We start from the raw sequence: 23,408 nt of genomic DNA, 5'->3' as shown, positions 1-23,408 counted from the left end.
GCGCGTCACCCTCATCCCGCGGCCACCGCCGTACCCGCAGCGCGGACGGCCCACCAGCACACCCACCAGGACCGGCGAACCACGTGAGCTCCTCTTCCTCCACCGGACACCCGTCGCACCCCCAGGCGCGACGGGGGAGCCGTGGCGCTTACCGACTGGTGCGTACCCCGCCGGCACGCATCGACCCCCCTCGTCTGGACGCCGCACAGCGCGCCGTGGTTGACCACAGGACCGGGCCGCTGCTCGTCCTGGCCGGCCCGGGCACCGGCAAGACCACCACGCTGGTCGAGTCCGTGGCGCACCGGATCGACCGCGGCGGCGACCCCGAGCGGATCCTGGTGCTGACCTTCAGCCGCAAGGCGGCCGTCGAGCTGCGCGACCGGATGGCGCTGCGCATGGGCGCCGCGCGTGCTCCTCGGGCAACGACCTTTCACTCCTTCGGTTACGCCCTGGTCCGCGCCCACCAGGACAGCGACCTCTTCGTGGAGCCCCTGCGGCTGCTCTCCGGCCCGGAGCAGGACGTGGCGGTACGCGAGCTGCTCGCCGGGCAGGCCGATCTGGAGCGGCTCGGGCTGGCTCATGTGCGCTGGCCGGACGAACTGCGGGCCTGCCTGACCACCCGCGGCTTCGCCGACGAGGTCCGCGCGGTTCTCGCCCGCAGCCGTGAACTGGGCCTCGGTCCGGACGCCCTGGGGGCCTTCGCCCGCCGCATCGGCCGCCCGGACTGGCGGGCGGCCGCCGTCTTCCTCGCCGAGTACCTCGACGTGCTCGACCTGCAAGGCGTGCTCGACTACGCGGAACTGGTCCACCGCGCGGTGCTCCTCGCCCGCCGTCCCGAGGTCGCCGCGCACCTGGCGGCTCAGTACGACGCGGTGTACGTCGACGAGTACCAGGACACCGACCCGGCCCAGGTGCGGCTGCTGCACGCCCTGGCCGGCGGCGGGCGCACCCTCGTCGCCTTCGGCGACCCCGACCAGTCGATCTACGCCTTCCGGGGCGCGGACGTCAACGGCATCCTCGACTTCCCGAACGCCTTCCCGCGCGCGGACGGCCGCCCGGCGCCGGTCGAGGTACTGCGGACCTCGCGCCGCTCCGGGGGCGCCCTCCTGGCCGCCACCCGGCTGCTGACCCAGCGCATGCCGCTGACCCGGCTTCCCGCCGACAAGGTGCGCGCCCACCGCGAACTCGCCCCGGTACGGGACGGGGGGCGCGTGGAGGTCTACACGTACCCGACGTCCGGGACCGAGCTGGACAACATCGCCGACATCCTGCGCCGGGCCCACCTGGAGGACGGCGTCCCCTGGAGCGACATGGCCGTCCTGGTGCGCGCCGGGTCCCGCAGCATCCCCACGGTCCGCCGCGCCCTCACCTCGGCCGGCGTCCCCCTGGACATCGACGGCGACGACCTCCCCCTGCGGCACGAGCCGGCGGTGGCGCCCTTGCTGACGGCACTGCGGGCCGTGGCGGAGGCGGAGGCGGCGGCGGGGGAGCGGCCGGGGTCCGGGACCGGGGCCAGGACCGGTGCCGGTGACGTGCCGGAGGCTCGGGGTGAGGCCGGCGGTGATGGGGCCGTGGCCGGGGGTGCTGGTGCTGCTGCTGGTACTGGTGCCGATGCGGCCGCCGACGGCGAGGCCGTGCCCGGCGCGGGCGTCGATGGCGCCGCGACGTCCACGCGCGAAGCGGACGCCGACCGGGCGGGGCACGCCGAGCACGGAACGGACACCGACGACACGACGGAGGCCGCGCCCGCGGAAATCCCGAGCGCGACAGCGGAGACCGCGGCCGGGGCGGGCGCTGGTCCGGCGGTGGAGACCGCGGCCGGAGCGGACGCCGATGCGGCGGTCGAGGCCGTTGCAGCGGCCGACGCCGATACGGCAGACGTCGTTACGGCGGAGGGGCCGGCGCCCGGCGACGGCTCCGGCCCCCCGGAGGAAGCGTGCTGGCTCCCCACCGACACCGCCCTCACCCTGCTCACCTCACCCCTCGCCGGCATGGACGCCGCCGACCTGCGCCGCCTCGGCCGCGCCCTGCGCGAGGAGGAGCGCGCGGCCGGCAACCCCCTGCCGCCGCCCTCGGACGAACTGCTCGCGCGGGCGCTGGCCGAGCCGGAGCGGCTGGCGGTGCACGACCCCGCGTACGCGCGCGGCGCCCAGCGGCTCGGCGCGCTGCTGCACAAGGCACGCGCGCGTCTGGCGGGCGGCGGCAGCGCAGAGGAGGCGCTGTGGGACCTCTGGGAGGGCACCCCGTGGCCCACCCGTCTGGAGCGCTCCGCCCGGCGCGGCGGCGCGGCCGGGCGCAACGCCGACCGCGACCTCGACGCCGTGTGCGCGCTGTTCGCGACGGCCGTCCGCGCGGAGGAGCGCACCGGCGGCCGGGGCGCCCTGAACTTCCTGGAGGAGATCGACGCCGAGGACATCGCCGCCGACACCCTCACCCGGCGTGCCGTGCGCCCCGACGCCGTCCGCCTGATGACCGCACACCGCGCGAAGGGGCTGGAGTGGCGGCTGGTCGTCGTCGCGGGCGTCCAGGAGGGACTGTGGCCGGACCTGCGCCGCCGCGGCTCCCTGCTGGAGGCCGACCGCATCGGCCGGGACGGACTCGCCGAACCCCTCACGCCAGGAGCGCTGCTCGCCGAGGAGCGCCGCCTGTTCTACGTGGCCGCCACACGCGCGCGTGAACGCCTCGTCGTGACGGCCGTGAAGGCACCGGCCGACGACGGTGACCAGCCCTCCCGGTTCCTGACCGAGCTCGGCGTCGAACCTTCCGACGTCACGGGCCGCCCGCGCCGCCCCCTCGCCGTCGCGGCACTCGTCGCCGAGCTGCGCGCCACCACGGTCGACCCCCGCGTCTCCGAACCCCTGAGGGAGGCCGCCGCCCGCCGCCTGGCCCGCCTTGCCGCCCTCGCCGACGAGGACGGCCGCCCCCTGGTGCCGTCCGCCCATCCCTACCGCTGGTGGGGCATGTGGGACCCGACCGAGAGCAAGGTGCCGCTGCGCGACCGCGATCAGCCCGTCACGCTCTCCGGCAGCGCCCTGGACCAGCTGGCCAACACCTGCGCCCTGCAGTGGTTCCTGGGACGCGAGGTGAAGGCCGACGCGCCCGCGACCGCCGCCCAGGGCTTCGGCAACGTGGTGCACGTCCTCGCCGACGAGGTGGCCTCCGGACGCACGCCGGCCGACCTCGACGTCCTCATGGAGCGCCTGGACTCCGTGTGGAACGCGCTCGCCTTCGACGCGCCGTGGAAGTCGGCGCAGGAGAAGGCCAACGCGCGCGTGGCGCTCGAACGCTTCCTGAAGTGGCACGTCATGGACCGCGCCGGGCGCACACCGGTGGCGAGCGAGCACGACTTCGACGTGACCCTGGAGGCCGGTGACTACGAGGTGCGCATCCGCGGCCAGATGGACCGCGTCGAGACCGACGGCGACGGCCGCGCCTACGTCGTCGACTTCAAGACCGGCAAGCAGGCGCCCACCTCCGCCGAAGTGGCCCGCCATCCCCAGCTCGCCGTCTACCAGCTCGCCGTGCGCGAAGGAGCCGTCGACGAGGCCTTCGGCGGCGTACGTCCGGAACCGGGTGGCGCCGAACTCGTCCAGCTGCGCCAGGGCGCGCCCAAGCGGGACGGCGGCGAGACGCTCCCCAAGGTGCAGGCACAGGAGTCCCTGGAGGGGCCCGCGGGCGAGTGGGTCGGAGACCTGCTGGCCACGGCCGCCGGCAAGGTCCTCGACGAACGGTTCGCCCCGACCACGGGCCAGCACTGCACCCACTGCGCCTTCCGCGCGTCGTGCAGCGCACGGCCCGAGGGACGGCACGTCGTGGAGTGAGCGACCGGTGCGGACGTCACCGGTGCGTCCCGGTGTGACAAGACGCACCACACGTGCTGACCAGCACTTCTCCCGGCTCCAAGGGCGACCCGGCCTCCGCTGTCGGTGGCCGCCGTTAGCCTCTGTGACGTGCCCGCCCATCTCACCGATCCCGAGCAGCTCAAGGAGCTCCTCGGCATCCCCTTCACCCCGGAGCAGACGGCCTGCATCATCGCGCCGCCCGCCCCGCAGGTGATCGTGGCCGGAGCCGGATCGGGCAAGACGACCGTGATGGCCGCGCGCGTGGTGTGGCTGGTCGGCACCGGCCAGGTGGCCCCGGAACAGGTGCTCGGCCTCACCTTCACCAACAAGGCGGCCGGTGAGCTCGCCGACCGTGTCCGCACGGCCCTCGTCCGGGCCGGTGTCACCGACCCGGACGTGATCGACCCGGACAACCCGCCGGGCGAACCGGTGATCTCGACGTACCACGCCTTCGCCGGCCGCCTCCTGACCGACCACGGCCTGCGCCTCGGTCTGGAACCGACCTCCCGCCTCCTCGCCGACGCCTCCCGCTACCAGCTCGCCGCGCGCATCCTGCGCGAGGCCCCCGGCCCCTACCCGGCGCTCACCCGCTCCTTCGCCGACCTGGTGAGCGACCTTCTCGCCCTGGACGCCGAGCTCGCCGAGCACCTCGTACGCCCCGAGGAACTGCGCACCTGGGACGCCGGCCTCCTGGACTCCCTTCAGCGCGTCAAACTCAGCAACGCCGATCTGCGCAAGGTCCCCGAGGCCGCCGCCGCGCGCCGCGAACTCGCCGACCTGGTGATCCGCTACCGGGCCGCCAAACGCGAACGCGATCTGCTCGACTTCGGCGACCAGATCGCCCTGTCCGCACAGCTCGCCGGGCTTCCCGAGGTGGGCCGCGTCCTGCGCGACGAATTCCGGGTCGTCCTGCTCGACGAGTACCAGGACACCTCGGTGGCCCAGCGCATCCTCCTGGCGGGTCTGTTCGGCGGCGGCACCGGCCACCCCGTGACCGCCGTGGGCGACCCCTGCCAGGCGATCTACGGCTGGCGGGGCGCCTCCGTGGCCAACCTGGACGACTTCCCGGAGCACTTCGCCCGCGCCGACGGCCGCCCCGCCACCCGCCAGGCCCTCAGCGAGAACCGCCGCAGCGGCGGCCGCCTCCTCGACCTCGCCAACGGCCTCGCCGAACCCCTGCGCGCCATGCACGCGGGCGTGGAGGCTCTTCGGCCCGCCCCCGGCGCCGAACGCGACGGCACGGTCCGCTGTGCCCTGCTGCGCACCCACGCCGAGGAGATCGACTGGATCGCCGACTCCGTCGCCCACCTCGTACGCACCGGCAAGGCGCCCGGCGAGATCGCCGTCCTGTGCCGCACGGCGACCGACTTCGCCGAGATCCAGGGCGCGCTGGTGGCCCGCGACGTCCCCGTCGAGGTCGTGGGCCTCTCCGGACTGCTGCACCTGCCCGAGGTGGCCGACCTGGTCGCCGTCTGCGAGGTCCTCCAGGACCCCGGCGCCAACGCCGCCCTGGTCCGACTGCTCACCGGCCCGCGCTGGCGCATCGGCCCCCGTGACCTCGCCCTGCTGGGCCGCCGCGCCCGGCTCCTGGTGAGCCACGCGCGCGTGGACGGCGACGACGACCCCGACCGACGCCTCGCCGAGGCCGTCGAGGGCGTCGACCCGTCCGAGGTGATATCGCTCGCGGACGCCCTCGACACCTTCCTGGAGACGCCGCTGGACGGCACCGGCGACGACGACGGGCTGCCCTTCTCACCGGACGCGCGCGTGCGGTTCGCACGGCTGGCCGCCGAACTGCGCGACCTTCGCCGCGCCCTCGCCGACCCGCTCATGGACGTCCTGCACCGCGTCCTCGCCGTCACCGGCCTGGAGGTCGAGCTGTCGGCGTCCCCGCACGCCCTGGCCGCCCGCCGCCGCGAGACCCTCTCGAACTTCCTGGACGTCGCCGCGTCCTTCGCGGCGAGCGACGGCGAAGCCACCCTGCTCGCCTTCCTCGGTTTCCTCCGGACCGCCGTCCAGTACGAGAAGGGCCTCGACAACGCCCTGCCCGGCGGCGAGAACACCGTCAAGGTGCTCACCGCGCACAAGTCCAAGGGCCTGGAGTGGGACGTCGTCGCCGTTCCGGGCCTGGTCACCGGCACCTTCCCCAGCGGCCAGGGCCGCGAGAAGTGGACCGCCCAGGGCAAGGTGCTGCCGCACGGCCTGCGCGGCGACGCCGACACCCTGCCCGACGTCGGCTCCTGGGACTCCCGCGGCCTCAAGGCCTTCCACGAGGCCATGAAGGACCACCAGCACACCGAGGAACTCCGCCTCGGGTACGTCACCTTCACCCGCCCCCGCTCCCTGCTGCTGGGCTCCGGCCACTGGTGGGGCCCCAGCCAGAAGAAACCCCGCGGACCGTCCGACTTCCTGACGGCCCTGTACGAACACTGCGCCGCGGGACACGGCGAGATCGAGGCCTGGGCGGACGAACCCGCCGAGGACGAGGAGAACCCGGCCCTGCACCGGGCGACCGCCGACCAGGCCTGGCCCCTGCCCCTGGACGACGAGGCCCTCGCCCGCCGCCGGGCCGCCGCCGAGACGGTCCTCGCCCACCTCCACAGCCTCGCCTCCCACGACAACGGCCACCCCGCCGCCGCGCACCACCCGGACACCCACGACGACCCGGACTGGCCGCCGCCCCCCGAGGACGACGAGGCCCTCCTGGAGGAACAGGTTCGCGACCCGGCCGAAGACCCCGCCGACTGGGACTCCTGGACCACGGACCGCCCCGCCACACCGCCCACGGACCGGCCCGTCACACGATCACCGGGCCGCCCCACTGTCCCGCACCAGGCGACGCCTCCTGACCGGCCGCCCGGCGACACCCACGCCGTGCGCCCTCACCCGAGCACACCCGAACCGGCGCCCGCCCCGCAGGAGCCCGCACCCGCCCGCCTGACCCCGGAGGAGGCCCGCACCGTCGCCTCCTGGGACCGCGACCTGGACGCGCTCACCGGCGAGCTCCTGCGCGCCCGCGAGAGCGTCACCGAAGTGCGTCTTCCCGCGTCGCTGACCGCCTCCCAACTGCTGAGCCTGGCCGCGGACCCGGACGGCTTCGCGCAGGAGCTGGCCCGGCCCATGCCCCGCCCGCCCCAGCCCGCCGCCCGTCGCGGAACCCGTTTCCACGCCTGGGTGGAAGCCCGCTTCGAACCGCTGACGCTGCCCCTGCTGGAACCGGAGGAGCTGCCCGGCAGCGACGCCGAGATCGCCGACGAGAGCGATCTGGAGTTCCTCAAGGACGCCTTCGAGCGCACCGCATACGCCCGGCGCACCCCTTACCGCGTCGAGGCGCCGTTCCAGCTCTCCCTCGCCGGCCGAGTCGTACGCGGCCGCATCGACGCCGTCTACAAGGAGGGCGACGGCCGGACCGCCACGTACGAGATCGTCGACTGGAAGACCGGCCGCGCCGCCACCGCCGACCCGCTCCAGCTCGCGCTCTACCGCCTCGCCTGGGCCGAGCAGCAGCGCGTACCACTGGAGTCGGTCACGGCCGCCTTCCTGTACGTACGCACCGGCGAGATCGTCCGGCCCGACGGGCTGCCGGACCGCGCCGCGCTGGAGAGCCTGCTGCTGGCCGAGCCGGTCGGTGACGAACCGCACGATCCGGGTGTCCGTGCGGGCCGATAGGCTCGTGAGCATGAGCCACCCCGTTGACAATGCTGTCAGCGCTGTCCGTACGTACATCGAGCAGCACCGCGCCGCCTTCCTCGACGACCTCGTCGACTGGCTGCGTATCCCGTCCGTGTCGGCGCAGCCGGATCACGCGACCGATGTGCGCCGCAGCGCCGACTGGCTCGCCGCCAAACTGAAGGAGACAGGCTTCCCGACCGCCGAGGTCTGGCCGACCCCGGGCGCCCCGGCCGTCTTCGCCGAGTGGTCCTCCGGCGACCCGGAAGCACCCACGATCCTCGTCTACGGCCACCACGACGTGCAGCCGGCGGCCCGCGAGGACGGCTGGCACAGCGAGCCCTTCGAACCCGTCGTCCGCGAGAACCGTCTCTACGCGCGCGGTGCGGCCGACGACAAGGGGCAGGTGTTCTTCCACACACTCGGCGTCCGCGCCCACCTCGCCGCCACCGGCCGCACCGCCCCGGCGGTGAATCTCAAGCTGCTGATCGAGGGCGAGGAGGAGTCCGGCTCCCCGCACTTCCGCGCCCTGGTGGAGGAGCGTGCCGAGCGGCTCGCCGCCGACGCGGTGATCGTCTCCGACACCGGCATGTGGTCCGAGGACACCCCCACGGTGTGCACCGGCATGCGCGGCCTCGCCGAGTGCGAGATCCAGCTGCACGGACCCGACCAGGACATCCACTCGGGCTCCTTCGGCGGCGCGGTCCCCAACCCCGCCACGGCCGTCGCCCGCCTCGTCGCCGCCCTGCACGACGAGCACGCGCGCGTGGCGATCCCGGGCTTCTACGACGGAGTGATCGAGCTCACCGACCACGAACGCGCCCTTTTCGCCGAGCTGCCCTTCGACGAGCGGCAGTGGCTGCGCACGGCCAAGTCCCACGCCGCCCACGGCGAGGCGGGCCACACCACCCTGGAGCGCATCTGGGCCCGCCCCACCGCCGAGGTCAACGGCATCGGCGGCGGCTACCAGGGACCGGGAAGCAAGACGATCATCCCGTCGTCCGCCATGGTGAAGCTCTCCTTCCGCCTGGTCGCGGGCCAGGACCCCCACCACGTCGAGAAGGCAGTCCGCGCCTGGGCCGCCGAGCAGGTGCCCGCCGGCATCCGTTGCGAGATCACCTTCGGCGCGGCCACACGACCGTGCCTGACACCGCTGGACCACCCGGCGCTGCAATCGGTGGTCCGCGCCATGGGCCGCGCCTTCGAGAAGCCGGTCCGCTTCACCCGCGAGGGCGGCTCCGGACCGGCCGCCGACCTCCAGGAGGTCCTCGGCTCCCCGGTGCTCTTCCTCGGCATCTCCGTCCCGTCCGACGGCTGGCACGCCCCCGACGAGAAGGTGGAGCTGGACCTGCTCGTCAAGGGCGTCGAAACCTCCGCCCACCTGTGGGCCGACCTGGCGGAGTACTGGCGCCACGCACCCTGAGTGCTCCGCACCGACCGCGTCCGGACGTGCCTCGCGCGCGCGGCACACTGGAGGGGCCGCCGCGCACAGCCGAGCCCTCCCGGACCCGGTCGCCACCCGTCGTACGACCCGCTGAACCGCCTGCCGAAAAGAACCGCTCACCGGGGGAGTTGGAAGCACCCGTGACCACCTGGACCGACCACACCGCCGACCGTCCCATCTCGCTCACCGCCCCGAGCGGTATCGACCGCGCCGCCCACCACCGCCTCGACGAGGCCTGGCTCGCGGCGGCGTGGAGCCACCCCTCGACGCGCTGCTTCGTGGTCTCCGGCGGCCAGGTCCTCATCGACGAGACGCCCGACGGGCGTACCGAACTCGTCATGACCCCGTCCTTCGAGGCCCCGCTCACCGAGGCACACCGCTACTTCCTGGGCACCGACGAGGACGGCGTCAGCTACTTCGCCCTCCAGAAGGACTCCCTGCCCGGCCGCATGGACCAGTCCGCCCGCCCGGCGGGCCTGCGCGAGGCCGGGCTGCTCCTGTCGCCCCGCGACGCGGGCCTGATGGCCCACGCGGTCGCCCTGGAGAACTGGCAGCGTCTGCACCGGTTCTGCTCCCGCTGCGGCGAGCGCACTGTCATCGCCGCCGCGGGCCACATCCGCCGCTGCCCCGCCTGCGGCGCCGAGCACTATCCCCGGACCGACCCCGCGGTGATCATGGCCGTAACCGACGCGGACGACCGCATCCTGCTCGGCCGCCAGGTCCACTGGCCCGAGGGCCGGTTCTCGACGCTCGCCGGTTTCGTGGAGCCCGGCGAGTCCATCGAGCAGTCGGTGCGCCGCGAGGTGCACGAGGAGGTCGGCATCACCGTCGGCCCCGTCGAGTACGTCGCCAGCCAGCCCTGGCCCTTCCCGTCCAGCCTCATGCTGGGCTTCACGGCCCGCGCCACCTCCACCGACATCAATGTCGACGGTGACGAGATCCACGAGGCCCGCTGGTTCTCCCGTGACGAGCTGGGTGCCGCCTTCGAGTCCGGCGAGGTGCTCCCGCCCTACGGCATCTCGATCGCGGCCCGCCTCATCGAGCTCTGGTACGGCAAGCCACTGCCGACACGCGGCTTCGTCTGAGACAGGACGGCAGGACGGTAGAGAGGGGTGGGGGGGCCCCCCCCCCGGGGGGGCCCCCCCCCCAACCCCCGCCCCCCCCCCCGCGGAGGCCCCCCCCCCCCCCGGGGGCCCCCCCCCCCCCCCCGGGGCCGCCCCGCCCCCCCCCCCCCCCCCCCCCCCCCCCCCCGGGGGCCCGGCGGGCGCGGCGGGGGGGGGGGGGGCCCCCCCCGGGGGGGGGGCCCCCCCACCCCTCTCTACCGTCCTGCCGTCCGTCTGCTTACGCGCCGACCTTCTGCTTCACCTGCGCCAGCGACGGGTTCGTCAGCGTCGAGCCGTCCGGGAAGAGCACGGTCGGCACCGTCTGGTTTCCGCCATTCGCCTTCTCCACGAACGCGGCGGACTCCGGGTCCTGCTCGATGTTGATCTCGGTGTACGCGATGCCCTCGCGGTCCATCTGGCTCTTCAGCCGACGGCAGTAGCCGCACCACGTGGTGCTGTACATCGTCACAGTGCCCGGCATGTCTCTCGTGCTCCTTCGGCGGCTCGGGGATGAGGTCGCAGCTCTCTGGATGAGGTCGCAGGTGGGGAACGTCCGTGGCGCCGCCACCATTCCCGGCGGGCTTCCGGCGCGTGATGCCTGTCGCATTGGTACGACTATCGGTGCGTGCCTGTGGACAACCGACTCACCTGTCTCCCGCGACCTGGCAGCATGGCGGTGTGACAGCAGCAACGCATTCCACCCTCTTCCCGCAGGTACCGGACTCGGCCGACGCGGTGCTCGACGGGCTCGACCCCGAGCAGCGCGAGGTGGCGACCGCCCTGCGCGGTCCGGTGTGCGTGCTGGCGGGCGCCGGTACGGGCAAGACCCGGGCGATCACCCACCGCATCGCCTACGGGGTGCGCTCCGGGGTCCTCCAGCCCTCCAGCGTGCTCGCCGTCACCTTCACCAACCGCGCCGCCGGCGAGATGCGCGGTCGGCTGCGCCAGCTCGGCGCCGCCGGCGTGCAGGCCCGCACCTTCCACTCGGCCGCCCTGCGCCAGCTCCAGTACTTTTGGCCGAAAGCGATCGGCGGCTCCCTGCCCAGGCTCGTCGACCGCAAGATCCAGCTCGTCGCCGACGCGGCCGCCGCCTGTCGCATCCGGCTCGACCGGGGCGAGCTGCGCGATGTCACCGCCGAGATCGAGTGGTCCAAGGTCACCCAGACCGTCCCCGCCGACTACGCCCTCGCGGCCGCCAAGGCCGGCCGTGAGGCACCCCGCGACCCGGCCGAGATCGCCCAGCTCTACTCCGCCTACGAGGACCTCAAGCGCGGCCGCGGTGTCATCGACTTCGAGGACGTGCTGCTGCTGACGGTGGCCGTCCTCCAGGACCGCCACGACGTCGCCGAGCAGGTACGCGCCCAGTACCAGCACTTCGTGGTCGACGAGTACCAGGACGTGAGCCCACTTCAGCAGCGTCTGCTGGAGCTGTGGCTCGGCGACCGCGACGACCTGTGCGTGGTCGGCGACGCCAGCCAGACGATCTATTCGTTCACGGGAGCAACCCCCGACCACCTGCTCGACTTCCGCACGCGCCATCCGGGCGCCACCGTCGTCAAGCTGGTCCGCGACTACCGCTCCACTCCGCAGGTCGTCCACCTCGCCAACGGCCTGCTCGCCCAGGCCCGCGGCCGGGCCGCCGACCACCGTCTGGAACTGGTCTCCCAGCGACCCGCGGGTCCCGAGCCCGTCTACACCGAGTACACCGACGAACCGGCCGAGGCCGAGGGCGCCGCCCGCCGCATCCGCGAGCTGATCGATGCGGGCGTTCCCGCCGCCGAGATAGCGGTCCTCTTCCGGACCAACTCCCAGTCCGAGACCTATGAGCAGGCTCTCGCCGACGCCGGTGTTCCCTACCAGCTGCGGGGCGCCGAGCGGTTCTTCGACCGGCCGGAGGTGCGCAAGGCCCACAGCTCCCTGCGGGCCGCGGCGCGTTTCGGCGGCAACGACTCCCTGCTCGACGACGTCGTCGACCTGCCCTCCCAGGTGCGAGCCGTGCTCTCGGGGGAGGGGTGGACCCCGCAGCCCCCGGCCGGCTCCGGTGCCGTCCGGGAGAGCTGGGAGTCGCTGGCCGCCCTGGTCGGCCTCGCTCAGGACTTCGCCACCGCCAGACCGGGCGCCGGCCTCGGCGACCTCGTCGCGGAGCTCGACGAGAGGATGAACGCCCAGCACGCCCCGACGGTGCAGGGCGTCACCCTCGCCTCCCTGCACTCGGCCAAGGGCCTGGAGTGGGACGTCGTCTTCCTGGTCGGCGTCGCCGAGGGCATGATGCCGATCACCTACGCAAAGACCGAGGAGCAGATCGAAGAGGAGCGCCGTCTCCTGTACGTCGGGGTCACCCGGGCGCGCGAACGCCTGCAGGTGTCCTGGGCGCTGGCCCGTTCTCCCGGTGGCCGGCCGAGCCGTCGCCCCAGCCGTTTTCTGAGAGGGCTGCGGCCCGGGTCGGGCTCGACCGGCGGGCGAACGGCCGTGGGCGGCTCCGGGGGCGTGGAGCGCGGCGTCGGGGGTGGCCACGGGGGCGGCGGCACCTCGGGCGCCGTCCCCCGACGGACACCGCGGACCCCGGCCCGCTGCCGGGTCTGCGGCCGCACGCTCACCGACGCCGGCGAGATGAAGTTGATGCGCTGCGAGGACTGCCCGTCCGACATGGACGAGGGCGTCTACGCGCGGCTGCGCGAGTGGCGTGAGATCCAGGCGGGGCTCAGCGGGCAGCCGGCGTTCTGCGTCTTCACCGACAAGACGCTGATGGCGATCGCCGAGTCCGTCCCGGAGGACGAACGCGAACTGGCCCGGATCCCTGGGGTGGTGGCCCGCAAGCTCCACCGCTTCGGAGCCGACGTCCTGGCCATCTGCGCTGGCCAGAGCGTCGAGGGGCTTGACGAGGACGGCTGATGCAAACTCGTCGAAAAAATAGTTTGCGCATGCCCCAGGAATCCCCATAGGTTCTTGGTCACGGGAGCAGCGGCCTTCCCGGAGGCCCTGAATCCGTGCTGTACTTACATATCCGCGGATTGGTTCGCCCAGTCCCCCGAGACGCCGAGAGGAGGCGAGTCCAGTGATCAGCATCAACTTCAGCTCCATCGTCAGCTCCACCGCCAAAATGACCGATCGCTCGGCCGTCTCCCTGTGCATGCTCGGCGTTTCCAACCCGGGCACCGGTCTGTCCGGCATTCGTGCCGTGCGTCCGGCCTCGGCCTCCCTCGCTCCCGCGGGTCTCCCCGTCCGTGAGCGCAATGAGCGACCGACCAAGGCACTGGAAGCAGCGGTAGAGGCACAGGCAGAGGCCTATGCCTTTACGGCGACCGGTGCCGGATTCCGGAAGCAGACGACGCAGCACCACCTGATGTGGGCCTTCCGTGGGCCAGAACCCTGGAGTGATCCAGCCTGATCGCCGATCAGGCCGGCGCCTTCAGGGCCGCGGAACCCCATCCGGGATCCGCGGCCCTTCTGTTTTCCCCGAACGGGGAGGACAGCACGAAGGAGCCTCGGGACAAGAAAAGAACCCGGTACCACGCCGCCACCCGGCCAACCGGCCGGAACGACCAGACGAGGAAGACCACCCGTGCAACTCGAAGCGCACGCCCCGTCCGTACCGCCTTCCGACACGATCCCCAAGCCCTGCCCCACGGAGGACTCCACCTTGACCCCGCTCACCGCGCTCACCGCGCTCGACGACGCCATCGAGAACCTCGGCGTGCCCGTCCCCTGCCGTTCCTACGACCCGGAGGTCTTCTTCGCGGAGTCGCCGGCGGACGTCGAGTACGCCAAGTCCCTCTGCCGCACCTGCCCGCTCATCGAGGCCTGCCTCGCGGGCGCCAAGGAGCGGCGTGAGCCCTGGGGCGTCTGGGGTGGCGAGCTGTTCGTCCAGGGTGTCGTCGTCGCCCGGAAGCGGCCCCGTGGTCGCCCGCGCAAGAACCCGGTCACGGCATGAACATCGCAGGAACGATCGACCGCCCCCTCACGCACGACCCCGAGAAGCAGGCCCCGATGAAGCCGTCCACCCACGACACCGCAGGCACCGTGCCTGAAGACTTCACCACCAGCGGCGCGAAGGACTCGCGTCAGAACAGGACCCGTCAGATGCAACTCATCCCAGAAGCCCTGGCACGTGCGCATATGCACGACCGCCTGCAAGAGGCGGAGCAGGAACGCCGAGCCCTGCGCCTGGCGACCGCTCGCCGGATGCAGCGCCGGGCCGAGCGCGCCTCGATGCGAGCCCGGCGTGCGCTCGCCATGGCGGTCATGCAGTAACCGAGTACACCGAAACGGTGGCCTCCCCGGTGCGGGAGGTGAAGCTCATCCTGTGGGGGTCGGTCCGTCCGAACGGACCGGCCCCCACAGGCGTTCACCGTCGGCGGCTCACGCCTCCGCTGCCGCCTGCTCAACCCCGTCCACGCCGTCCACGGCGTCGGCCTCTTCCTCTCGTTCGTCCTCTTCTTCTGCCCTTGTCTCGTCCTCCGCCTCTGTCTCGGGGAGGAATCCCACCAGCCACTCGTCAAGCTCGTCGCGCAGCCGCACCGTTGCTCCCAGCTGACACAGCACGCCGATGGTGCTCAAGGTCACGCGGTGGATCAGTAGGTAGGCCGGCGGCAGGTTGAGCTGCTTGGCCAGCTGGTACGCGGGAGAACGGGGGTCGGCGATCCGGGCCGCCTGGCTGCGCATCCAGCCGCGGGTGAAGGTGAAGGCGTCGACCCTGGCCGGTTCGATGATCGGCAGGAGGTAGTCGAGGACGGCGTCCGGGTCGAGCTCTATCGACTCCTTGACGAAGCCCTCCGCACAGAGCATCTCGTAGACGGCCTCGGCCTCGCCGTCCAGCGTCATGCGCAGGGCCTCCCCGATGGGCTCCGGCAGGCCGCCCGGGAGGCGGTCGACCGTGCCGAAGTCCAGGACGCCCAGGCGCCAGTCGTCCTCGCCCTCCGGCCCGCCGGGCAGCAGACGGAAGTTGCCGGGGTGCGGGTCGGCGTGCAGGAGGCCGGTGCGGGCCGGGCCCGAGAACAGGAAGTGGGCCAGGAGCTGTCCGGCCCTGTCGCGCTGCTCCGGTGTGCCGTCCGTGATGATCTCCGACATCGGGATGCCGTCCATCCACTCGGTGATCAGCACCTGCTCACACTGGTGGACGACGTCCGGCACCACGATGTCCGGGTCGTCCGCGAACTCCTCGGCGTGAGCCCGCTGGGCCTGCGCCTCCAAGTCGTAGTCCAGTTCCTCCGAGACACGGTCCTTGAGCTCTGTGATCAGCGGTTTGACGTCCATGCCGGGGACCAGGGGGCCCAGCAGACGGGCGAAGCGGCTCAGCTGGTTCAGATCGGACAGCAGTGCCTCGCCGGCCCCCGGGTACTGCACCTTGACCGCCACCTCGCGGCCGTCGTGCCACACCGCGCGGTGCACCTGGCCGATCGAGGCGGCGGCGGCCGGCTTGTCCTCGAACTCCAGGAACAGGTCCTGCCAGTCCTCTCCGAGCCGCTCCGCGAGAACCGAGTGCACCGTGCGCGTCGGCATCGGCGGTGCCGCTTCCTGCAGTTTGGTCAGCGCCGCCCGATAGGGCCCGGCGACCTCCTCGGGCAGCGCCGACTCGAAGACGGACAGGGCCTGGCCGAACTTCATCGCCCCGCCCTTGAGCTCGCCGAGCACCTTGAACAACTGCTCCGCGGTCCGCTGCTGCAGCTGCTGGCCGACGATCTCCGCGGACTCGCCCACGATCCGCTTGCCCAGCCCCCAGGTCGCCCGCCCGGCGAAGCCGAGCGGGAGCGCGGCGAGTTTGGCGGTCCGGGTGACCGCCTTGCGCGGAAGATCAGACATGCGCCCTCCAAGTCCCAGCCGGCCGCGCCGTTCCCGCCTCGCGGCGTACCTCTGCCGACGGCCATTGCCCAGCCATTGTCTCGCGCCGCTCCCGGTCCTCGGGGGTGTGTTCCTGCTTACCTTTCCCGGCGGCTCCGCACCGGCACGCGGGGTGGGCCGGGACCGGCCGCGCCTGCCACCGCAGTCCGGGCAGGGAGGCCTCCCATCGCTCGCCGACGCTCGAGGGGGCCCGGCCGTCCAGGAAGGCGAGCGCGTGGGCTGCCGCCAGCCCGGCGACGGCCGTGGCCAGCGTGAGATCGCAGGCTCCAACCTGCCGTTGCCCGCCGGAGCGCCACTGCGCCACCAGGCGCGGCCAGGCCGGGTCCCGATCGGTGCGGTCCGCGTGCAGGCAGCCCGCACACCCCGTCTCGCCGGGCAGCACGAGGGGGCCGACGACGCCGGTACCCTCCACGACACCGGCGTACAGATGGGGCGTACCCGAGGCCATCAGGGACTCCGCGGTGGCGGGGTCGGGGGTGTGGACCGCGACGTCGTCGCGCGGGGCGAGGATCACCAGGGAGAAACCCGGGTCGCCCTCCTCCGGCGGCGTCGTCGGTCCGCGGCGCGGCGGCCTGCCGGGAGCGGCCCGGCGCACGACGCGGCGCGCCGTCTCGTCCCGGCGGTCGCCGACGGACTCGGCGGGCAGCCCGCCCGGGGCGACGTCCCACGGCTCGACGCATCCACCGTCGCGCACATCGATCTCGCCGACGCCGGCGCTCGACAACAGGCAGGACAACACCGCGCCCACCCGGCCCGCACCCTTCACCCGCACCCGCTGGGCACGCCGGGCGGCCAGGTGTCTGATCGCGTCCCCGGGCTCGGAGGTAGTCAACGACAGTGAGGCCAGGTCGGGGCGGAGCCGGTCCAGGATCTCCTTCTCCTCCCGCAGGGCCTCGGCTTCCGGACCGCCGCCGCGCGAGTCGTCGAGGAGCCCGGCCCGGGCCAGCCGCTCCACCACCCGGTCGACGTGTCCGTCCGGCAGGTCCATGCGGCGCCCCTCCTCGCGCAGGAGTGCCGGCCCGCGGGTGCCGTTGAGCAGTTCCAGGAAGCTGCCCGTCGCCGTGTCCACCGGGCCGAGCGTCAGAGCGTGCGCCGGCGTCATCCCGAACTGCACGGTGTTCAGATCGCGCCAGCCGCGCCTGAGTGCGGGCTTCACCATCGGATGCATGCCTGGTCCCCTGTATGTCTTCGCTGTCTGTGCGGTCGGTTGCGAATCCGCCGGCGAGTGCCAGGATGCCCCGGTCCGCGGCCGGGCGCCGAAAGTTGTCCACAGGTAGTGGTTATTCGTCGTACAAGTCATTCGTCACACAAGTCGGTCGCGTGTCTGGGAGGCGAGGCGGCGGATCGGCACCGAAGCATCCCGGAGCCGGGACTTCCCCGTGTGCAGCGGGTAACGTCGGGGCGTGTCCGCCGACCCACTGCACCGCGCCGGGGCGCCCCAGCGCACACCGACGAATCCGCCGCCGAACGGCTCGGGGGCGAGCGCGATCGAGGTCCGCAGGAGCAACCGGCGACGCCGGACGGTCTCCGCGTACCGCGAGGGCGATCGCACCGTCGTGCTGATCCCCGCCCGGATGTCCGAGGCGGAGGAGCAACGCTGGGTGAGCCTCATGCTGGACAAGCTCGCCGCCCAGGAGAGCAAGCGCGTCCTCGGCGACGCGGAACTGGCCGAGCGGGCGGAGCGCCTTTCGGCCCAGTACTTCGACGGACGGGCCCGGCCCTCCGCGGTCCGTTGGGTCACCAACCAGAACACACGCTGGGGCTCGTGCACCCCCGCCGAAGGAAGCATCCGGCTGTCCCACCGGCTCCAGGGCATGCCCGAGTACGTCGTCGACTACGTGCTGCTCCACGAGCTGGCGCATCTGCTGGTCCCCGGGCACGGGCCCCGGTTCTGGCGGCTGCTGGAGGCGTATCCGCGCACCGAGCGGGCCAGGGGCTATCTGGAGGGTGTGGTCGCCGCCGACCGGTTGCCGCACGTCCCCGGGGCCCGCAGCGAGTAGCGCGCCCGGGCCGGTGTCCGACACGGCCGCGCACGCATTCTGTACCGGGTCTGTACCGACCTCCTCCGGTGTCGGACATTGCCGTTAGCCTGGCGCGACGCACTCGCATTCGGATGGGGGACGGTCGTAACGCATGGCCAGGGAATTTCAACGCGGCCACAAGGCCAGGATCAGTGACCTCACCGCGGGCACGGATCTGTACGTAGGCGTGCAGATCTCCGCCCCCGGGCTGACCTTCGACATCAGTTGCTTCGGTCTCGACGCCGACGAACGGTTGTCGGACGACCGGTACTTCGTGTTCTTCAACCAGCCGAAGACCCCGGAGGAGTCCATCCAGCTCCTGGGTGCGCAGGCGGGTGACACGGAGTCCTTCCGGGTCACCCTCGACCGGATCCCGCCGCAGATCCAGAAGCTGTCCTTCACCGCGACGATCGACGGTGCCGGCCAGATGTCGCAGGTCGGACCCGGCTACATCCGGATCGTCGCCGGCGGTGAGGAGGTGGCCCGCTACCCGTTCAGCGGCGCGGAGTTCTCCACCGAGCGGGCGGTGATGCTGGGCGACTTCTATCTGAAGGACGTGTGGCGGTTCGCCGCCGTCGGCCAGGGCTTCGACGGCGGGCTCGACGCGCTGCTGAGGAACTTCGGCGGAGAGGTGGCCCAGGAGGAGGCGCCCGCGGCGCAGCAGCCGCAGCAGCCCCAGGCCGGCGCCGTCCCCGGCTTCGCCCCGCCCGCCCAGGCCGCCGCGCCGCCGGCGTTCGGCGCTCCCGCACCGGCCCCCGCGCCGCAGCCCGTCCAGCCCGCCCAGCCCGCGCCGCAGGGCTTCGCGCCCCCGCCCGGCGCCACCCCGCCCCCCGCGCCGAACGTGCACGCCGAGCCGACCATCGTCGCGCCCATGAACACGCCGCCCGGCGGTTCCCCCGTGCCGCCACCGGCCCCGGCCCCCGCGCCGTACGCCCAGCCGGGTCAGCAGCCGCCGCCATACGGCCAGGTCCCCGGTCAGACCGCCCCGCTGCCGCCCGGCTACGGCCTGCCGCAGGCCCCCCAGGCCCCGGCCCCACCGCCCGGCTACGGTCAGCCCACCCCGCCTCAGGGGTACGGGCAGCCGGTGCCGCCGCCGGGGTACGGCCAGCAGGTTCCCCAGGGCGTGCCGCAGGGCATGCCCCAGGGCGCGCCGCAGGGTGCCGGTGTCAGCGCGGCGCTCCAGCAGTTCCGGGAGACGGCGACCGGTCAGCGCTGGACCCAGCAGAACAAGAAGCTCGTCCGCGTGGACCTCGGTGCGGAAGGCCAGCCGGTACTGGCCCGGCAGGGCAGCATGGTGCTCTACCAGGGCAAGGTCGACTTCAGCTACAAGGGCGCCGGATTCACCGGCCGGGTCGTGGGCAACGCGACCGGCCAGGAGATGCAGCTGATGCGCTGCACGGGCAAGGGCCAGGTCTTCCTCGCCGACAACTCCGCGATGCTGCACCCCATCGAGCTCCAGGGCGACGCGGTGTGCGTCTCGGCGGAGAACGTCCTCGCCTTCGACGAGAGCCTCCAGTACGAGGTCCGTCGCATCGAGGGCCACGGCATTCCCGGCGGCGCGCTGTTCACGATGCAGTTCCAGGGCACCGGCACGATCGTCGTCAAGACGCACGGCGTGCCCGTGGTGCTGCCGGTCACGCCCACCACCTTCGCCGACTGCAACGCCGTGGTCGCCTGGTCGGCCGCCGCCCAGGTGGTCGTCTCCAGCCAGGTGCGGATGCGTCGCAACTCCTACGCCGGCGACACGGGCGAGAGCGTCAACCTGCAGTTCCGGGCCGCGCCCGGCAACTTCATCATCGTCCAGCCGTACGAGATCTGAGGGAGAGCCCGACATGAACCAGCCGCTCGCGGGCTACGCCCCCGCACCGGTCACCGCCCGCATGGAGAACCACGGCAACCACATGCTGAAGGTCGCCATGCAGACCGGAAACGACCTCCTCGCGCGCGTGGGGTCGATGGTCGCCTACGAGGGCTTCGTCCAGTACGAGCCCAACCCGCCGGCCGTCCGCCAGATCGCCAAGGACTGGATGACCGGTGAGGGCGCGCCCCTGATGAAGTGCTCCGGCGACGGTCTGCTCTACCTCGCCGACTACGGCGCGAACGTCGTCGTCATCAACCTCAACGGCGACGGGATCTCCGTCAACGCCACCAACCTGCTCGCCTTCGACGCCCATCTGACGTGGGGAGTGGAGCGGGTCAAGGGGCTGGCGAAGTTCGCCGGGCAGGGCCTGTGGAACACGAAGATCTCCGGACAGGGCTGGGTCGCCCTCACCTCCCGGGGCAAGCCGATCGTCGTCGACTGCGGCGGTGGCGAGGACGAGACGTACGTCGACCCGGACGCACTCGTCGCCTGGTCCCCGAACCTCAAGGTGAAGGGCAAGCGCAGCTTCAAGGCGCAGTCGCTGATCGGCCGCGGCAGCGGTGAGGCCTTCCAGATGGCCTTCTCCGGTCAGGGCATCGTCGTCGTCCAGCCCAGCGAGGACAGCACCGACCGCCTCCGGGTCCGGGGCTGAGGGGGAGCCAGAACATCATGCAGAGCCCGCTTTTCGCCTACAACGACCAGCAGACCCAGGAAGCCTGGAGCCTGCAGAACAAGCACATGCTCCGCGTCGCCCTGGAGGGTCACGACGACGTGCTCGCCCGCAAGGGCACGATGGTCGCCTACCAGGGGCTCGTCGAGTTCGACGCCGAGTACCAGAGCAACAACCAGTCACGCGCGCGTGCGCACACCGGTGAGGGCCTGGACCTGATGCGCTGCCACGGGCAGGGCACGGTCTTCTTCGCCAACCTCGCCCAGTGCGTCCACGTGATGGAGGTCGACCAGGACGGTCTCACCGTCGACAGCAGCTACGTGCTGGCGATGGACTCGTCCCTCCACCACGAGGTCATCGCGGTCGACAGCCTGTACGGCATCTCCGGCTCGGGGAAGTACCAGCTGAACATCACCGGCCGGGGCAAGGTCGCCCTGATGACCTCGGGAGCCCCGCTGCTGATGCAGGTGACTCCCGACAAGTACGTCAACTGCGACGCGGACGCGATCGTCGCCTGGTCCACCGGCCTGCGCGTGCAGATGCAGGCCCAGACGCACTCCTCGGGAGTGTGGCGGCGCCGGGGCAGCACGGGTGAGGGCTGGGAGCTCAGCTTCATGGGCAGCGGCTTCGCGCTCGTCCAGCCCAGCGAGCTGCTGCCGCCGCAGAACGCCCAGCTCGGATCGGGCCTGGCCGCGCAGTACGGCATGGGTCAGCAGGGGGCCCGGGGCCAGAACCAGGGCAACGTCTGGAGCTGAGGGCCGAGCGCAGTGCGGTAAGGGGTGATCGCCATGGCGGTCACCCCTTACGCGTTACGCGTTCACAGCCGGGCGCGGGCCGCCTCCAGCAGGCGTACGACCGAGTCGTCGGCCACGTCCGGCACCTCGGCGTACGGGAACCAGCGCAGGTCGAGGGACTCGTCGCTGATCGCCTCCACGGCCCCGGCCGGAGCCACCGCCGCGTACTGGACGTCCAGGTGCCAGGCGCAGGGCGTGTGGTGGCGGTCCAGCCGCACCGGGCCGCCGGGGACCAGGGCCAGGTCCGTGATGCCCGACTCCTCGGTCGCCTCGCGCAGCGCCGCCCTCGCCAGGGTCTCGTCGGCCGGCTCGCAGTGGCCGCCCATCTGCAGCCACATGCGCAGCTTCTTGTGCAGGGTGAGCAGGACCTGATCGCGCGAGGGGTCGATCACCAGGGCGCTCGCCGTGATGTGCCCGTCGCCGCAGGCCTTCCACAGGCCGTCCGGGTGTGTCGCGAGGTGGTCCAGATAGACCTGCCGCAGCTCGTCCTGGCCCTCGTACGCCTTCAGGGCCAGGACCGCGTCGTCGTGGAGGCTCACTCGGTGTCGTCGTCCTTGCCGTCGGCCTCGTCCTGGTCCTTCTCGTCCTTCTTCAGGTCGGGCTTCGGGGCGTGCTTGCCTGCCGCTTCGCCGAGCATTTTGTCCAGCTCGGAGAAGTCGAGCTGCTCGCGGTGCACGAAGCCGTCCGCGTCAGCGAGGTCGTCCGCGGTCGGCAGCATGTCCGGGTGGGCCCACAGGCCGTCCCGGCCGTCGACACCGCGCGCGTCCGTCAGGGACGCCCACAGACGGGAGGCGTCGCGCAGGCGGCGCGGGCGCAGCTCCAGGCCGATCAGCGTCGCGAAGGTCTGCTCCGCCGGGCCGCCGGTGGCGCGACGGCGGCGCAGCGTCTCGCGCAGCGCGTCGGCGGAGGACAGGCGCGGCTTGGCGGCGGCGTGCACCACCGCGTCCACCCAGCCCTCGACGAGTGCCAGAGCCGTCTCCAGACGGGCCAGGGCCGCCTTCTGCTCCGGGGAGTCCTCCGGCTGGAACATGCCCTGCTGGAGGGCCTCCTGCAGTTGCTCGGGGTTCTGCGGGTCGAACTGGCCGACCACGTCCTCCAGCTTGGCCGTGTCGACCTTGATCCCGCGGGCGTAGCCCTCGACCGCGCCGAACAGGTGCGAGCGCAGCCACGGCACGTGCGCGAAGAGGCGCTGGTGGGCGGCCTCGCGCAGGGCGAGGTACAGCCGCACCTCCTCCTGCGGCACGCCGAGGTCCTTGCCGAACGCCTCCACGTTCACCGGAAGCAGCGCGGCCCTGCCGGCCGGGCCGAGCGGCAGGCCCACGTCGGTCGAGCCGACGACCTCACCGGCGAGCACACCGACGGCCTGCCCGATCTGGGTGCCGAACATGGCGCCGCCCATGGAACGCATCATGCCGATCAGCGGGCCGGCCATGGCCTGCATCTCCTCGGGCAGCACGTCGCCCATGGCGGTGCCGACGCGCTCGGCCACCGGGTCGACCAGCTCGCGCCAGGCGGGCAGGGTCGCCTCGACCCACTCCGCACGGCTCCACGCCACCGCAGTGCCCGCGCCGGAGGGCAGGGCGGTCGCGTCGTCCAGCCACAGGTCGGCGAGGCGGACGGCCTCCTGGACGGCATTGCGCTCGGCGGGGCCGACACTCGCGTCCTTGGTACCGTCCGGCGTGCCCTGGGAGACCGTCTGGCGGGCGATCTGCTTGGCCATGTCCCAGTTCACCGGGCCGCCCTCGTAGGAGAGCATCTGGCCGAGCTGCTGGAACGCGGCGCCCAGGTCGGTGGGGTTCATGGAACCGAACATGGCGGCGAACGGGTTGTCCGCACCCGGACCGCCGGGGCCGCCAAGGCCTCCGGCACCGGGCAGCCCGAAACCGAACGGGTTGGCCGGTCCCTGACCACCGCCGCTCTGCTGGTCCTTCTTCTTGCCCTCGTCGCCGTGGTCCGGCTCCTCCGGCGGAAGGCCGAATCCGAATGGGGTGTCACTCACGGGGTTCCTCGGCTGGTAAGGCCGCCGGTTCTTTCCGGCGGCACGGCTGCCCGACTTCACCACCCAGCGTAGACACCCGGGGCGGTTCGGGCCTCGGTGCTTCGCCGACTGACGGCCTGCGGCAGGATGGATGCCACCTGGTACGTACGCGTCGAGCGCGCCCGTAC

17 protein-coding genes are annotated in these 23,408 nt (G+C 72.8%); 12 read left to right on the top strand and 5 right to left on the bottom strand.

Annotation, left to right across the window (positions count from 1 at the left end):
* The first annotated feature begins 83 nt into the window (after window positions 1–83).
* The 4 genes from ACIGO6_RS19340 (at window position 84) to nudC (ending at window position 10,040) form a co-directional block, all read left to right on the top strand.
* On the top strand, window positions 84–3,821 hold the full coding sequence (locus ACIGO6_RS19340) for an ATP-dependent helicase (RefSeq protein ID WP_399877529.1): 3,738 nt from the start codon (window positions 84–86) through the stop codon (window positions 3,819–3,821).
* Window positions 3,822–3,950: 129 nt separating this feature from the next.
* Entirely contained in the window at window positions 3,951–7,511 is a 3,561-nt protein-coding gene (locus ACIGO6_RS19335) for a UvrD-helicase domain-containing protein (RefSeq protein ID WP_399877526.1), read from the top strand.
* A 10-nt stretch (window positions 7,512–7,521) separates the two neighbouring features.
* A complete protein-coding gene (locus ACIGO6_RS19330) occupies window positions 7,522–8,934 on the top strand; it encodes a dipeptidase (RefSeq protein ID WP_399877523.1) in 1,413 nt (470 codons plus the stop codon).
* Window positions 8,935–9,095: 161 nt separating this feature from the next.
* Entirely contained in the window at window positions 9,096–10,040 is a 945-nt protein-coding gene (nudC, locus tag ACIGO6_RS19325; protein WP_399877520.1) for an NAD(+) diphosphatase, read from the top strand.
* 256 nt (window positions 10,041–10,296) lie between these two features.
* On the opposite strand, the gene ACIGO6_RS19320 is transcribed toward nudC, so the two are convergent.
* A complete protein-coding gene (locus ACIGO6_RS19320; protein WP_055417962.1) occupies window positions 10,297–10,539 on the bottom strand; it encodes a mycoredoxin in 243 nt (80 codons plus the stop codon).
* A gap of 113 nt (window positions 10,540–10,652) precedes the next feature.
* Here ACIGO6_RS19320 and ACIGO6_RS19315 point away from each other — a divergent pair, with 113 nt between their 5' ends.
* The 4 genes from ACIGO6_RS19315 to ACIGO6_RS19300 all read left to right on the top strand — a co-directional run bounded on the left by ACIGO6_RS19315 (window position 10,653) and on the right by ACIGO6_RS19300 (window position 14,309).
* On the top strand, window positions 10,653–12,950 hold the full coding sequence (locus tag ACIGO6_RS19315) for an ATP-dependent DNA helicase UvrD2 (RefSeq protein ID WP_399877517.1): 2,298 nt from the start codon (window positions 10,653–10,655) through the stop codon (window positions 12,948–12,950).
* Window positions 12,951–13,113: 163 nt separating this feature from the next.
* Window positions 13,114–13,446 (top strand): hypothetical protein, encoded by a 333-nt coding sequence (locus ACIGO6_RS19310; protein ID WP_399877514.1) that lies wholly within the window; start codon window positions 13,114–13,116, stop codon window positions 13,444–13,446.
* Window positions 13,447–13,620: 174 nt separating this feature from the next.
* On the top strand, window positions 13,621–13,989 hold the full coding sequence (locus ACIGO6_RS19305) for a WhiB family transcriptional regulator (RefSeq protein WP_399877512.1): 369 nt from the start codon (window positions 13,621–13,623) through the stop codon (window positions 13,987–13,989).
* A complete protein-coding gene (locus ACIGO6_RS19300; protein WP_399877510.1) occupies window positions 13,986–14,309 on the top strand; it encodes a hypothetical protein in 324 nt (107 codons plus the stop codon). Before ACIGO6_RS19305 ends, ACIGO6_RS19300 begins: the two co-directional genes overlap by 4 nt.
* A gap of 108 nt (window positions 14,310–14,417) precedes the next feature.
* On the opposite strand, the gene ACIGO6_RS19295 is transcribed toward ACIGO6_RS19300, so the two are convergent.
* A complete protein-coding gene (locus tag ACIGO6_RS19295; RefSeq protein WP_399877509.1) occupies window positions 14,418–15,857 on the bottom strand; it encodes an ABC1 kinase family protein in 1,440 nt (479 codons plus the stop codon).
* Complete coding sequence (locus ACIGO6_RS19290; RefSeq protein WP_399877506.1) at window positions 15,850–17,064, bottom strand: TOMM precursor leader peptide-binding protein; 1,215 nt, start codon at window positions 17,062–17,064, stop codon at window positions 15,850–15,852. Before ACIGO6_RS19290 ends, ACIGO6_RS19295 begins: the two co-directional genes overlap by 8 nt.
* Window positions 17,065–17,299: 235 nt before the next feature.
* Here ACIGO6_RS19290 and ACIGO6_RS19285 point away from each other — a divergent pair, with 235 nt between their 5' ends.
* The 4 genes from ACIGO6_RS19285 (at window position 17,300) to ACIGO6_RS19270 (ending at window position 21,203) form a co-directional block, all read left to right on the top strand.
* A complete protein-coding gene (locus ACIGO6_RS19285) occupies window positions 17,300–17,896 on the top strand; it encodes a M48 family metallopeptidase (RefSeq protein WP_399877504.1) in 597 nt (198 codons plus the stop codon).
* Between the two features lie 133 nt (window positions 17,897–18,029).
* Entirely contained in the window at window positions 18,030–19,736 is a 1,707-nt protein-coding gene (locus ACIGO6_RS19280) for a TerD family protein (protein WP_399877501.1), read from the top strand.
* Between the two features lie 13 nt (window positions 19,737–19,749).
* Window positions 19,750–20,430 (top strand): AIM24 family protein, encoded by a 681-nt coding sequence (locus tag ACIGO6_RS19275; RefSeq protein ID WP_399877498.1) that lies wholly within the window; start codon window positions 19,750–19,752, stop codon window positions 20,428–20,430.
* 17 nt (window positions 20,431–20,447) lie between these two features.
* Window positions 20,448–21,203 carry an AIM24 family protein gene (locus ACIGO6_RS19270; protein WP_399877497.1) on the top strand — a complete coding sequence of 252 codons (756 nt, stop codon included), beginning with the start codon at window positions 20,448–20,450 and terminating at the stop codon, window positions 21,201–21,203.
* 62 nt (window positions 21,204–21,265) lie between these two features.
* On the opposite strand, the gene ACIGO6_RS19265 is transcribed toward ACIGO6_RS19270, so the two are convergent.
* Both ACIGO6_RS19265 and ACIGO6_RS19260 read right to left on the bottom strand, forming a co-directional pair.
* The gene (locus ACIGO6_RS19265; RefSeq protein WP_399877494.1) at window positions 21,266–21,781 is read right to left on the bottom strand and encodes an NUDIX hydrolase; all 516 of its coding nucleotides are present in this window, start codon (window positions 21,779–21,781) and stop codon (window positions 21,266–21,268) included.
* Complete coding sequence (locus tag ACIGO6_RS19260) at window positions 21,778–23,241, bottom strand: zinc-dependent metalloprotease (RefSeq protein ID WP_399877492.1); 1,464 nt, start codon at window positions 23,239–23,241, stop codon at window positions 21,778–21,780. The genes ACIGO6_RS19265 and ACIGO6_RS19260 overlap by 4 nt, the downstream gene beginning before the upstream one ends.
* Window positions 23,242–23,408: the final 167 nt, after the last annotated feature.

The organism is Streptomyces sp. NPDC053750, from assembly GCF_044544295.1.
Lineage (GTDB): Bacteria > Actinomycetota > Actinomycetes > Streptomycetales > Streptomycetaceae > Streptomyces.
This window is presented reverse-complemented; position numbering and strand designations above follow the sequence as displayed.